A 12,735-nucleotide genomic window follows, 5' to 3' on the forward strand; every position below is an offset into this window, starting at 1 on the left:
TCACCTTCAAGTCCGCGCCGTCACGCAGGACGAGGGATGCGCTCGACGAGGAGGCATTCGTCAGCCGCACTTCTTCGAAGCCGGCGAACTGCGACAAGCCAGCGAGGTTGAAGCTTCCCGAGCCAGACAGCGACAACACATCGTAGCCTGAACCAGCATCGAGCGCATCTGAAGGGTTGAGGGAAAGCGATGTTGCACTGACAACGAGATCATCGACACTTGAAATAACGGTGTCTTCCCCCGATGTCAGGGCTCGGTTCGTTGCCATCGTTCGCGCTCTACACCGATTTTTATAGTTAATATTCCACCATTTTATACTCGCAAATTGCCGCGTGGCTGTAGCGTGGAGGCAACTACGCAATTTTTATGTAAGTCACTGCGGTCTATGGATGCTTCAAAATAAAATTGTCTGTCGTCAGATGATTTGAGAGGGTTCTTGACGCTCAGGATCAGAGGCTCAAGTCCATCTAAGTGGAGAGGTTAGGCGGTCTGTGCGTGATGGCGCAAGCGGCGATCGGCTAGGGCCTGACGCTTAGAACGTCTAACAAAACCATCGTTCGATGAAGCGCCAGACGATGAGGGCGGCCGCCAGCGTCGAGAAGGCGAGATGGATGTCGGCCCGTCGCTCGTAGCGGATGGCGAGGCGACGGAACTGGGCGAACCACGCCAGGGTCCGCGCGGCGACCCACCTGTGACGTCCCAGCCGCTGGCTGCTCTCGATCCCGCGCCGGGCGATGCGGGGCTGGATGCCGGCGGGTCAGCGCCTGACGACAGCGGCGGTGGTCGTAGGCCTTGTCGGCGTGCAGCTTCGAGGGCCGCTTGCGCGGCGGTCCCCAGCATGAGCAGATCGGCGGGACGGCATCCACGACCGCCTCCAGCATTCGGCTGTCATGAACGTTCGCGCCCGTCAGGTTCAGAGCAAGGGGGATGCCCTTCGCATCGGTGACGATGTGGCGCTTCGTGCTCGGCTTGCCCCGATCGGCCGGGTTCGAGCCTGTCGCTGGGCCCCCCTTTTGGCGGCGATCGAGGCGCTGTCGAGGGAAGCTCGACTGAAGTCGATGCCGTTCTGGCGGCCGAGCCGGTCGAGAAGCGCGTGCTGCAGTTGTTATCCAGGTGCTGAGCTATAGGAGAGCTGTTGCGCCAAGCGGCAGGGCGGCCTGATGTCGAGCTCGTCGCGGAATGCCAGTTCATCAATCCTAGCAAAGCTACTGCCGTGCATGGCGACGGACGTGCCTTCGACGATGGGATACAGATCCCCGAGGGTTCGCAGCGGATCGGCCCCTTCTCGCTTGGCAACATCGACGATTATCAGGCGGTTTACGCAGACATGGAGCGTGGGGTCTGGCACGCTCTCGGCCTTCGGGTTGCGAACACGATCTCCTTCGAGATGGACCGCTGGATGGCTGAACTGAGAGGCTCCTGACACGCCGAAGGGGGTGACGTGACCGGTCCCATCATTGACCCCTACGCCTATCCTGACGCTATCACGGCGTGATGCGAAGCCAATCGAGTTGGACGGGCCGACCGCAGAAAAGCTGCGCAACGAGCTGGACGCCTACGCGATGGTCACGGTGTGGAACGGCGTCGAATGATGTCCCCTCCCACAAGCCCACTTAAATCATTGCAGCATCATCTGAAATGCGCTGATAGGTGGGGTCACAATCGGCGCCGATCGTGACCCCACCCAAAATGCGATTTTTTGTGTTCTAACAACTCGTTAGCGAGACGTTTGCCGGGGTCATGGTTCGACGCCGATACACACCTAGGCCGCGTCTCCGCAAGCCAGGAGCCTGCTGCGCTTGCGGCGGCGAGGTCTCTCAGAACGACGAAGCCCGATGGCTCAATTCCTCAGTTTGTTCGCACCCTCCTGGGCGCACGCAATCTGAGACTCCCTGAAGGACAGCGGATCCGCCTACGGCTCAATTCCCCAGTTTTTGTGCACCCCGCGGGGCGCGACAAAAATTGGACCCTAACCCTTCCCCTCAAAGACGCCCGGCAAGCAGCTGAAATCACGCCGTCAGGCGCAAGCGCGCCCGTCGGATGAGCTCACCGCCGCCCCAAGCGCGACACGCTCCCCAGCCCGGATTTGCGCGCCCCGCAAGAACGATCCCTACCGCGCCATCCGGATGCCTGAGCATCGATGACATTGGAGAATCGATCATGCCTGCGCATAGGATCGAGCATGGAGAAAAAATCGAGATCTGAGCTTTAGCGATCTCTCGGCGCTCGCCCAAGGCAGCACGTGAGATGAAGCGAAAATAGGGAACGTCGGCTTTCAACGACAAACCCCACCAAGGACGGAACCAAGAGTTTGCGGCGAGTAAGTCGGCCCCCGCGATTTCAGGAAATGACGGTGAGCCCCGCCTTTCACCCTTACCCAACGTTTAAAAAATCCCAGAAGACCCAGACCTCCAATGAGACAGCACCTTTTCCAGCCCTACGCGTCGCTTTGGCGCAAAGGGCGTCAATCCCATGCGGCCGCGCCGCCGGGAATTTCACCTCCGCCGCCTGAGGCGGCTGCGGGCAAAGAGCGGGTGGACGAGTTGCAGGATGAAGATCGGCGCCGAATGATGGTTCTTCCGCACTTTCGGTGCTGAAGGTTTGGCATCCGATCAAGCTTCGCCGATCCCGGCTCATGCAGCATGCAGGACGCGTTGGTGCAGGAGATCGAAACCGGCGCGACCGTACATGCTCCGCTTGATCAGCTTGAGGCGGTTGACCTGCCCCAAGACGAGGCCGTTGCTCCAGGGCTCGATGATAGCGGCACGCACGGCTGGTTCGTCCTGCCGGAGCTCGATGACGAAGCCGCCGAGATCGATCGCGGCTGCAGCTTCCAGCCAGGGCGTCAGTCCGGTGGGATCGTTCTGGCGCAGGAGGTCGGTGAAGGCGCGTATATCCTTGGCGCCATGCTTTAGCTTCGGCGCGGCGCTGCAGAGCGCTTCGGTGAAGGCGCGATCCTCCCGAGACAGCGCGGTCGGGTCGGCGGTGAGCCAACGGGTGATGCGGCGCGTCGAGGGGACCCGGGCGGACGGTGATCGCGCGGGCGCATCCTGCCTCCGTCGTGAGGCCCCGCGCCGGACGATGTCGTAGCTGCCGATGAGGCCCTGCGCGTGCAACTCGTGGTGGAGGACAATGGCGCTGTGCTGGCCCTCCCGCCAACGTGCCTCGACGAAGGGGAGATAGCTATCGAGCAGGTTCGAACCCGGTGCGCGGCGGTAGGGCATGAACCGGCCCGCCCGCACCCAGCGGCGCACGGCGTTGCGAGATGCGCCGAGACGGCGAGCGATCTCCTTGGTCGGCAGACCTTCGCCGTAAAAGCACAGGGCCGCCTCGCAGCGGTCGCGTCGCCGGCTGCTCACGTTCGTCGGCGCTGTCTTCGCCAGATTAGGGGAGCCGGCGGGGTCGTGCACGGCGCGGTGCGCCACGTCTCGGATCTCGGACTGGTGCCGCTCGACGATGCCGCGTAGGGCCTCGGAAGCGTTGACGAGCAGGTGCCAGCGATCCGCGACCTGCGTCGCTGACGGTGCTCTGGTGCGCGCGGCCTCGGCGTAGGGTCCCGAACGGTCATGGCTGACGACGGTCACGCTCGGATGGGCGGTGAGCCAGTCCCGCACCGGTGCCGACGAGCGGCCGGGCAACAGATCGATGACGCGCCGCCGCTCCAAGTCGCGCACGATGGTGCCGTAGGACCGTCCCCGCCGCCAGGCCCAATCGTCGATGCCGATGACCCGCGGCGGCGGGGACGGTACGGTCCTGCGACGACGGATCAGGCGCAGGACGGTGCCGCCGCTGACAGGCATGGCCAGCCGCCACGACAACCTTGCGCCGGCCTCACCACTCAGCACCATGCCGATGTCGGTCTGCGCCGCGGCCAGCCGGTCGCTGCGGCGCGCCTTGCGCGCCCCCAGCTCCGGCACGCGTTCGGCAAATATCCGCCCCGGGCAATGGCCGTATCGGAAGCGGCGCACCTGCACCCGCCACGTCATTGACCGGTCCTGCCAGGGCAGGTCGTCGAACGTCCGCCAATACCTGCTGTGCACTCGCACTGACGCACGCCCTCAGACCCGACAGCAGGCTTGGGCTGCCGTGGTTCGGGCGGTGATCAGCAACCCGGACGTGTCCAGCGTCAGACCATCGACGTGCAGGCCGTCTAGGACCGACGGCAACGACAGGTTCGAGATCGGCATCGCACTGGCCTCGGGCCTATATGCGAATCAACGTCCAAACAACCGCTCAGCACCGAAAGTGCGGAAGAACCATGGTTCGACGCCGATACACACTAGTAAGTGACGGCGAGGATACTTGCGGACGAGATCCCTATGTTTGGCGGACGATAAGAAGGAAGATCAGCGGTCACTCGTCACGCGATAGCCGATGAAGGAGCATTAGAACGAAAAAGGGTGTCGATTATCCGACGCAAATCCCGAGAAGGACGAATCAGGGCGCCAACGCGCCAGGATCGCCGCGCTCGCTCCGCTCCCCCCATGTCAAGGAACACCATCATGACCATCATTGTGCCTGTCGGCGCGCAGGATCCCGCACTTCCATTAGCGTCCGAAGAAGGGCTGGAGGCGCTGCTACAGATCATGCCGGACCGGGCCAAGCCGGGCATCCGAGCTCTGCTGTCCGGAGTTGACCCTGGCGCTCCAAAATGGGCACACATCTTTCTCCGGGAAGACTGGCTCACATCCCTCGGCTGTCTGCTCGACCTCGCCCCGATCAACAACCGACCGGGTGAGCCCGTCCCGATCCGCATCGAGATCGATAACGATGCCCGGCTCGGGCCACGCCTCATCGTCTCGGCGAGTGACTGGCCAACCCCGGACCAAGCTGCAGCGGATGCGCAATTGCAGCAAGACCTCGAGCGCCAGGGCCTGTGGCGACGCGGCAGTATGCCAAACAAGCTGCGCCAGCTCGTCGCCGTTTTCCCCCGGGGCGGCGGGGTGCGCTGGGAAGCGCTGGCGCCGGGGCTCATGACACGCCACCAGAGCCGGATCACCCATCTCGCGGCGTATGAGGTTGATTTCGACGACCTTGATGCCGTCCAAGCTGCTCTGCGCGACGCTGCAGAGTATGTGACCTGGGCCGGCGCAGATGCCGTCCTGATCGTCACCGGCGACCGGCGGATCGGATCCCGCACATTCAGCGATCGCCGAGTTGTCGAGGCGGCATGCGCGATCGGCGCACCGCTGCTGACGCTGGCCGGCCCCGTGCCGACGCCGATCGATCGGCTCGCTTGGCGATCGTCGCCAATCCCTGGCGTCGTCGAATCCGCGATCATGGAGATCCTGCGCGGTGAACTCGAACGCGCCGACCGTCCCCGCCTCAATCGCATCGCTGCAGCCATCGTTCAGGGCCGCCCGGACGACGACGCCACCGCCGACGCGCCATTCTGATCGGTCTTGGCCCGGACGTCCGCGTCCGGGCGGACCTCGATGCAGTCATCCCATCCCGATTGTCTTTCCCTCAACTGATCCGACTTGTCTCATGCGCATCCATCTCTTCGACACCTCTCGACTCCCCCCGGCCGATCCCCCATCGGACCGACCGACGGACGACACCTCGCCACCACCCGATCGCGCCCCACCAATCCTCGATGTCCGCGAGGTCTGGGCGCGGGCTGGAAGTGCAGTGCGCACCAGCCTGCCGCGCTCCCTGCAACTCACCGCTACTGTTACGTGGATGCAGTTGCGCGGTCACAACAGCTGTGAGCTCGAACTCAGTCCAAGCCATGGTGTCGCCAGCAATCTCTCGCTGCGCCTGCGCGCTCACCTCAGCGTCGCAGCCTATGACGCGATCACCGTCAAACTCGGCCGTTTGCTGGATCTGACGCAGCTCGTTCACCGCGACATCACACTGACGTGCACCCCCGTCTGGTTACCCGACGGACGCATGCGCCTCACGGTGACAGACATTGGCCCCAACTGGCGGGTGAGCGCCGTTGAGCTACAACGTGCTCAGGGCTTGGACGCTCTGGCGCGAGCCGGTCTGCTCGACGCACAGCGTCGCTTGCCGCAGCCAACTCATCTCGAGAGGATCAGCGTCCTGCATCCCCCTGGCCAAGGCTGGGAAGATGTCGCCGGGACGCTGACCGCCCTCGAAGGAGCTGGCCTCCTGCATGTCGACAGCCTTCCCTGCCCATTTGACGGACAGGGGGCGGTCGCGCAGGTGGTGGAACGCCTCGATGCAGCCGATGCGCTGCACCGTGGGCGGGAGGATCGGGGCCTGGTCTTGATGGTGCGCGGTGGCGGAAGCCCGGCCCGAGCCCTCGATGCGAAGGAGGTCGCCGGGGCGATCGGTACCCTCACCGTCCCGGTCGCGGTCGCGGTTGGCCATCGGACCGATGCGCCGACACTGGCCGACCTGACCGCGTGGGCAAGCCTTCCGACGCCAAGCGAGGCCCGTCATCTCATCCTGACATTGCTGGAGGGATCGGCGATGCGCGCCGAGGAGGCTTGGAGGCGCCTGATGGCGTCCCTCGATGATCTCGACGCGAGACTCCGTCGGACGATGACCGACCGATGCGAGGCTGTCGCAGACGAAGCCGAGGCGTGTCTAGCGGCGGCCGAACGACGTGCAGAAACGGCGTCGCTCGGCCTCGAGCATGGCCTGGAACGAGCTTTGGCCGCACTCATGCCCGCGTGCAACTCGGGCGTCGTGCCGCCGGCACCGAGACCGGTGCAACCGATCCCGTCGCCGGATGGGCTTGTTCGGCTCACCGACCAAGCCGGCCGACCGGTCGCCGACGCCGCGACGGCATCCGGCCTTCTCACCCTCACCTTTGGCGACGGCCGGTCGATCTCGGTCCGCGTCGAACCTCTCGATCCCACCACCCTGCACTGACCCTGGAGAATGCGATGACCTCTGAGATTGAAACGACTGAACCGCTGTCATTCTGCGCGGCTCTGGTACGGCTGGACGAGCTTGCGCAGGACATGCGCTTGGGGAACCTCGACGAGCGCCTCGCCCGTCTGGCCGAGGATGTCGCTGAAGCGCATCGGCTCAAGCACATCTTGCTCGACCGGGCGGCCGAGGTCCGCGAAGCGGTCGCTTCCCTACGTGGTACCGCTCGGCCGCCGCGTCCGTCCTAAAGATTGTAACGGACTGCAGCGAAGCTTTCGGCCCTGCGGAGGAGCAGGACGCCGAAGGCGACGAGCTGCAGTCCGGACAAAGCGGCGGGCAAGCGTTCGTGGTACTGAGCCAACAGCGCCCATCCTTCATCACTGGCATTAAACGGAAAGGCGCAACGGGATTGCATCCATTAAAAACTGGCTCAGCCATACGTCCGTCGCAGCCTCCAACTTCGGAGGCGCCACCCTCTTAGCGAGACGTTTTCAGACTGCGAGAGAGCCAAGAAGCGAGCGCGCTCCCTGATCGCGCGCCGGTTGTTTACGCAAACAAACCCGAAAAGAAGCTCGGCATCCCAAGATCCGCACTCCCTTGGAGGGAATCTCGCTCAATCCCGCTTACTCTAAGGAATTGCGCGTCCTCCTGCTGCGAGCCAGCAAGCGTTGCTCGCACTCCGCGAGGTCGAAGCGAACGTCATTGCCGATGGCAATGCACGGATAGATGACGCCGTCGCGGTGATACCAATTTTTGACTGTCGAGCGTGACACCCCGAAATGAGCGGCGAGGTCGTCGATCGTCACAATTTTTGAGGTTTGAGACGCGCTGTTGTCACGCTTGGCCATATCCGTATCCGCGGGCGTGCGTCCACTGCCCACAAGAGCGAGCATCAGACGACAGGGTGCCAGCAGACTACGGGTGGCTGATACGATCCTGCCGGATCGCTCCGTAGAATAGCCTCGGGTCGCGGCTTAGGAATTTATCCGCAATACCGATTTTGTCTCGCACGCTACCAGGTGCCTTTTGCTGAGGCACCCCGAGAAACGGCCACATTGAGCAAGACATCATATGGCCTCCATCGCATATTACGATAGATAAGCTCTGTTGCCTTGATCGTGGTTCGTAACAGCAGGATTGAGGGCCGCCATGCCTCCAGTTCAGCGATTCCGCCGTATCACGTTCCCCGTTTGCCTAGCGGTCACGTGACACTGTAGTCACTTCCAATAGCTAGAGCTTATGGGAATTTGTTAACCAGTCAAGCTGCTGCCGGGCGAGAGCGCATGGCGGGGCCTATCGGACTTCTACGTAGGGTATCAGAGCGGTCGCCGGCTTCTGACCTCGTCCAGCACACTTTGTGGCACGACCTCGCCCTGGATGACGAACGGATTGCGCTGCGGGTTGATGCGACCTGCCAAGTAGTCCGCCCAATCCGTCATGAGACGCCGTCGCTTCTCTAGGAGATGGCCGCGGTTGTACGCTCTCACCGTTTCATCACCCACGAGATGGCCCAGGGCTTTTTCGGCCAGTGCCGCCTCGTGGAAGGTTACCGAATCCACCCACGTCCGGAACGTCGCACGGAAACCATGGGTCGTGACGTACACCCCCATGCGCTCACGGCAGTGCTCAAGCGCCGTCAGCGACAGCGGCCGGAGCCTCAGGCCGGGGAACAGAAGCTCATCGTCAGCCTTCGCGATTCTTAGGCCTTCGACCCGGTCAAGGATCTCAATGGCTCGGTCGCAAAGTGGAACGATGTGGTCTTCGCTGGTGTGTCGAGCGCCCTTACGCCCCTTCATTCGCTCCGCAGGGATCGTCCAGGTTCGCGCGCTTCGGTTCACCTCGCCCCACGTGGCGGTGACGCCGACGGTGGGGCGTAATGCGGTGAGGATGATCCACTCAAGTGCGAGGGCGCTCATCGAGTCCGTCGCGCGCAGGCGGGTCATGAACGAGGGGATCTCGGCATGATCCATCGCCTTGAAGTGCCCACGGACGAGCTTGGGCTTGGCGGGGAAGACGTTATCCAGATTATCCCGCCAGGCAGCAGGGTTCTCCCCTGTTCGGAAGCCGCGAGTCTTGGCCATGGACAGGATCGCCTCGATCCGCCCACGGACGCGCTTCAATGTTTCGGGCAGTTGATGCCAGATCGGATCAAGGACTGCGATCACCGCATTCGCATCGATGGCATCCACGCGCTGATCCATCAAGGAAGCCGCATGGGTCTTCAGGCTCGCGCGCCATTGCGGTGCGCTCTTGCGGCTCTTCCATAGCTCCTCAGTGCGAGCGATGTGGTCGTCCATCGCTTCTCGGAATGTCGGAATCCTAACCGCCTTGGCTGACGCCTCTCGCTGATCGAGCGGATCTAGCCCCTGTCGAAGTTGAGCGCGGACGCTTTCGGCCGAGGTACGAGCTGCGGCGAGGGAGAGGCCGTGGGGGCCGGCACCGCCCAGCCCGAGTTCACGCTGTCGGCCACCGAAGCGATAGCGCATGACCCATTGGCGCGATCCGCCTGTCCGGACGGAGAGATAGAGGTTGCCGCCATCGCTATGAAGGCCGACCGGCAGGGAGACGATCTGCTTGGCGGTCAGCTTATTGATCGCGGCCATGGCGGGGCTCCAGCGGACTGTGCCCAAGCGAATGCCCACGCACGACGCGTGTCCTTAGCGATCTCGTTGTGACCGCTCGTAACCGCGCTGCTGGAGAATATGGTGCTGTAACAAGGACTTCGGCAACGGGCGAAGCCGCGCGTGTCCCCACATGTTAGGGGAGTGGCGGAGACGGAGGGATTCGAACCCTCGATACCCGATTAAGGGTATGCTCATTTAGCAAACGAGTGCCTTCAGCCTCTCGGCCACGTCTCCGGCAGACCGGCTCTAGGACGTCCGGCCGGAGCGGTCAAGACGATCCCGGTGGCTCGCGAGGCGGCGGCGCTCGTAATGCTTGGCGATCCGTAAGTGACGCGAGATCGCGTAGTTCATCGCCGTCAGGAACCCGTAGGTGCCGCGGGCGAAATGGCGGCGGCCGAAATAGGCCTTCAGGAAGTTGCCCGGCAGCTCCACGAACACCCGCCAGCTCGGGATCACCACCCCCCGCGCCTCCAGGTCGTCCGCCTGCTGGTCGGAATAGCGGTTCAGCTTGTCGAGCTGGTCCCCCAGGGACCGCACCGAGAAATGGTGGATCTTGGTTTTGAGCCGCCCCGCCGTCGCGCCGGGCTCCAGGTCCACCCGGTCGAAGACGGGCGACGACGAGTAGCGGCCCCGGTCCTTCCGGTAGAGCCGCACCGGATGGAGCGTGTAGGCGAAGGGGTGCGGCTTCGCCTCGCCGGGGAAGATCTCCGCGATGCCGATGCGCCAAGCCGGATGGGCCGGCTCGCCCGTCGCGAACAAGGCGCGGAGCTCCGCCGCCAGCGTGTCCGGCACCACCTCGTCCGCGTCGAGGTTCAGGAGCCAGGGGTGGCGGCATTGCTCCTCGGCGAAGCGCTTCTGCGGGCCGTAGCCCGGCCAGTCGTGGTGGATCACCCGCGCGCCGAGGGAGTCGGCGAGCGCCTGCGTCCCGTCCGTCGAGCCCGAATCGACGACGATCAGGTCGTCGGTCAGGTCCCGCACGGCGCGGATCGTGGCGCCGAGCCGGTCCGCCTCGTTGCGGGCGATGATGAAGACGGAGAGCGGTAACACGCCGGTCGAGGCCCCGATGCCGCCGGGTCAGCCGAGCCAGGCGGGCATGCGGTCGAGGGCGATGATCGCCTCGACCTCCTGGCGCGGGCGCACCACGGCCGCCTCGGCCCCGCGCACCAGCACCTCCGGCACCAGGGCGCGGGTGTTGTAGGTGCCCGCCTGCACCGCCCCGTAGGCCCCCGCGCTCATCACGGCGATCAGGTCGCCGGGGGCGGGTTCGGGCATCTCGCGGCCCTTGGCGAAATAGTCGCCGCTCTCGCAGACCGGGCCGACCACGTCGGCCACGAGGCGCGGGGCCTCGGCCGCCGGCTCGGTGACGGGCCGCAGGGCGTGGAAGGCGTCGTAGAGGGTCGGGCGGATCAGATCGTTCATCGCCCCGTCGACGATCACGAAGGTCCGGCCCTCGCCGCGCTTCACGTAGAGCACCTTGGTCACGAGGATCCCGGCATTGCCCGCGATCATCCGGCCGATCTCGAAGACCGGGCGCAGGCCCAGCGGGGCGAAATGCGGGCGCAGGGTCGCGGCGAGCGCCGCCGGGTCCGGGGGAAGGGCGTTGTCGTCCCGGTAGGGGATGCCGAGGCCGCCGCCGAAGTCGATGTGCTTCAGGTCATGCCCGTCGGCCATCAGGTCGCGGGCGAGGCCGCAGAGCCGCGCGGCGGCGTCGGAGAACGGCGTCAGGTCGGTGATCTGGCTGCCGATATGCATGTCGATCCCGTGCACCGCGAGGCCCGGCAGGGCGGCGGCGCGGGCATAGACCTCGCGGGCGCGGGTGATCGGGATGCCGAACTTGTTCTCGTAGGTGCCGGTGGAAATCTTGGCGTGGGTCAGCGCGTCGACGTCGGGGTTCACCCGCACCGAGACCGGCGCCACCGCGCCGAGGCTCACGGCGACCTCGGAGAGTTGCGCCAGTTCGGGCTCGCTCTCGACATTGAAGCACAGGATGCCGGCCTTCAGCGCCGCCGCCATCTCCTCGCGGGTCTTGCCGACGCCGGAGAAGACGATGCGTTGCGGGTCGATGCCGGCGGCCAGCGCCCGGGCGAGTTCGCCGCCGGAGACGATGTCCATGCCCGCGCCGAGGCGGCCCAGGGTCGCCAGCACGGCCTGGTTCGAGTTCGCCTTCATGGCGAAGCAGACCAGCGCCCCGTCCTGCGCGAAGGCGTCGGCGAAGACGCGGTAATGCCGCTCCAGTGTGGCGGTGCTGTAGCAATAGAAGGGGGTGCCGACCTCGGCCGCGAGGCGCGCGAGATCGACCTCCTCCGCGTGGAGGCGGCCGCTGCGGTAGTGGAAGTGGTGCATCGCGCCTGTCGCCGTCGCTGCGTGTTCGGGGTCCGTCTACAGCAGCGGGTCGAGAATGAAAGGCTCCTTGGGGATCCGGTATCCGCGCTTGGCACCCTTCGAGGTCTGGATGGGGGCTTCGGTCCCGGCCGGCGGAACCGCGGAGGAGGGGAGTTCGTCCCCCGCCCGCACCGCCTCGGGCTCCGGCTCGGCCTGTCCGCCGCCGAGCCCGATGCTTTCGGGCAGGATACGCGCGGTCTTCACCGAGGAGGCGTTGTTCGTGGGCGCCACGGTCGAAGCCGGGGCGGCGGCCGTGGGCGGGGGCTCCAGGGAGCCCCGGCGGCCGCATCCGGCGAGCGCGAGGGCCGACAGGCCGGCGGCGAACAGGATCTGAAGGGCGGAACGGGGCAACATCACGCGCGGGTCCGGCGGTCCCCGGCGGGCACCGTGCCCGTCCGGAGCCTTACCTTAGCCGTTAGGCGGGCGCGGGGCGAGCGCCGATCGGCCACAGCCGCGACGCCCGCAACGCTGGGCGCGCGCCTCAGCCGCGCTTGCCGTCGCGCTTGGCGCCGCCCTGGCCGCCCTGGGCCTCGTAGGCGTCGATCGCCCGGCGGCAATTCTCGGAGAGCTGCTTCCAATTCTTCTGCATGCAGGCGTCGGTGGCCGGATCGTCGGGGGCGAGGTTGCCGCAGTAGGAGAGATAATCGCCGGTGCAGTACTTCTTCAGCGTCTCGTTGCCCCGCTTGGATTGCTGCGCGGCGGCCGGGAGCGTGAGGGCGAGCGCCGCGACCGCGGCGGGAACGATGTGCTTGAGGCGCATTGAGTACGCTTTCCGTGTGCTCGTCTTCAAAGGTGTGGCGCTGCGATGATGCCTCCGCGTGGTCGAAACATGGCGACCGCGAGAATTCAGCACTGCAGCCCCGTGGCGTCTGCCCTGCGAGGGAGG

Annotated in this window: 11 protein-coding genes, 1 tRNA gene and 2 pseudogenes; 4 read left to right on the forward strand and 10 right to left on the reverse strand. The window is 65.2% G+C overall.

All coding sequences use genetic code 11. From position 1 onward, the window contains the following. Positions 1–268: hypothetical protein (locus AAHF99_RS18620; RefSeq protein WP_342165994.1), on the reverse strand; the 268-nt coding region annotated here is incomplete at its 3' end. Between the two features lie 273 nt (positions 269–541). Continuing rightward, a pseudogene (locus AAHF99_RS18625) lies at positions 542–1,105 on the reverse strand (IS5 family transposase); the annotation flags it as partial. A gap of 30 nt (positions 1,106–1,135) precedes the next feature. Between AAHF99_RS18625 and AAHF99_RS18630 the strand changes: the two are divergent. Beyond that, complete coding sequence (locus AAHF99_RS18630; protein WP_342165995.1) at positions 1,136–1,423, forward strand: hypothetical protein; 288 nt, start codon at positions 1,136–1,138, stop codon at positions 1,421–1,423. Between the two features lie 1,210 nt (positions 1,424–2,633). On the opposite strand, the pseudogene AAHF99_RS18635 reads toward AAHF99_RS18630, so the two are convergent. Next, positions 2,634–4,166, reverse strand: a pseudogene (locus AAHF99_RS18635) (ISL3 family transposase). Positions 4,167–4,502: 336 nt separating this feature from the next. Between AAHF99_RS18635 and AAHF99_RS18640 the strand changes: the two are divergent. From AAHF99_RS18640 to AAHF99_RS18650, 3 genes are all read left to right on the forward strand, one after another. Then, complete coding sequence (locus tag AAHF99_RS18640) at positions 4,503–5,396, forward strand: hypothetical protein (RefSeq protein WP_342165996.1); 894 nt, start codon at positions 4,503–4,505, stop codon at positions 5,394–5,396. Between the two features lie 235 nt (positions 5,397–5,631). Continuing rightward, on the forward strand, positions 5,632–6,843 hold the full coding sequence (locus AAHF99_RS18645; protein WP_342165997.1) for an exodeoxyribonuclease VII large subunit: 1,212 nt from the start codon (positions 5,632–5,634) through the stop codon (positions 6,841–6,843). A 14-nt stretch (positions 6,844–6,857) separates the two neighbouring features. Further along, positions 6,858–7,091 carry a hypothetical protein gene (locus AAHF99_RS18650; RefSeq protein WP_342165998.1) on the forward strand — a complete coding sequence of 78 codons (234 nt, stop codon included), beginning with the start codon at positions 6,858–6,860 and terminating at the stop codon, positions 7,089–7,091. Between the two features lie 375 nt (positions 7,092–7,466). Here AAHF99_RS18650 and AAHF99_RS18655 read toward each other — a convergent pair whose 3' ends face one another. The 7 genes from AAHF99_RS18655 to AAHF99_RS18685 all read right to left on the reverse strand — a co-directional run bounded on the left by AAHF99_RS18655 (position 7,467) and on the right by AAHF99_RS18685 (position 12,609). Next, on the reverse strand, positions 7,467–7,691 hold the full coding sequence (locus tag AAHF99_RS18655) for a helix-turn-helix transcriptional regulator (protein ID WP_342165999.1): 225 nt from the start codon (positions 7,689–7,691) through the stop codon (positions 7,467–7,469). Between the two features lie 468 nt (positions 7,692–8,159). After that, the gene (locus AAHF99_RS18660) at positions 8,160–9,446 is read right to left on the reverse strand and encodes a tyrosine-type recombinase/integrase (protein ID WP_342166000.1); all 1,287 of its coding nucleotides are present in this window, start codon (positions 9,444–9,446) and stop codon (positions 8,160–8,162) included. Positions 9,447–9,609: 163 nt separating this feature from the next. Further along, positions 9,610–9,701, reverse strand: a tRNA-Ser gene (locus AAHF99_RS18665). Between the two features lie 12 nt (positions 9,702–9,713). Continuing rightward, positions 9,714–10,514, reverse strand: a complete 801-nt coding sequence (locus AAHF99_RS18670; protein ID WP_342166001.1) for a glycosyltransferase family 2 protein — start codon at positions 10,512–10,514, stop codon at positions 9,714–9,716. A 27-nt stretch (positions 10,515–10,541) separates the two neighbouring features. Next, positions 10,542–11,810: a diaminopimelate decarboxylase gene (gene lysA / locus AAHF99_RS18675; protein WP_342166002.1), complete on the reverse strand. Its 1,269-nt coding sequence runs from the start codon at positions 11,808–11,810 to the stop codon at positions 10,542–10,544. A gap of 36 nt (positions 11,811–11,846) precedes the next feature. Then, a complete protein-coding gene (gene lptM / locus AAHF99_RS18680; protein WP_342166003.1) occupies positions 11,847–12,203 on the reverse strand; it encodes an LPS translocon maturation chaperone LptM in 357 nt (118 codons plus the stop codon). Positions 12,204–12,330: 127 nt separating this feature from the next. Then, on the reverse strand, positions 12,331–12,609 hold the full coding sequence (locus AAHF99_RS18685; RefSeq protein WP_243953620.1) for a 3',5'-cyclic-nucleotide phosphodiesterase: 279 nt from the start codon (positions 12,607–12,609) through the stop codon (positions 12,331–12,333). Between the last annotated feature and the right edge of the window lie 126 nt (positions 12,610–12,735).

Origin of the sequence: Methylobacterium litchii (genome assembly GCF_038442315.1) — a bacterium.
Taxonomy (GTDB): Bacteria; Pseudomonadota; Alphaproteobacteria; order Rhizobiales; family Beijerinckiaceae; genus Methylobacterium; species Methylobacterium litchii.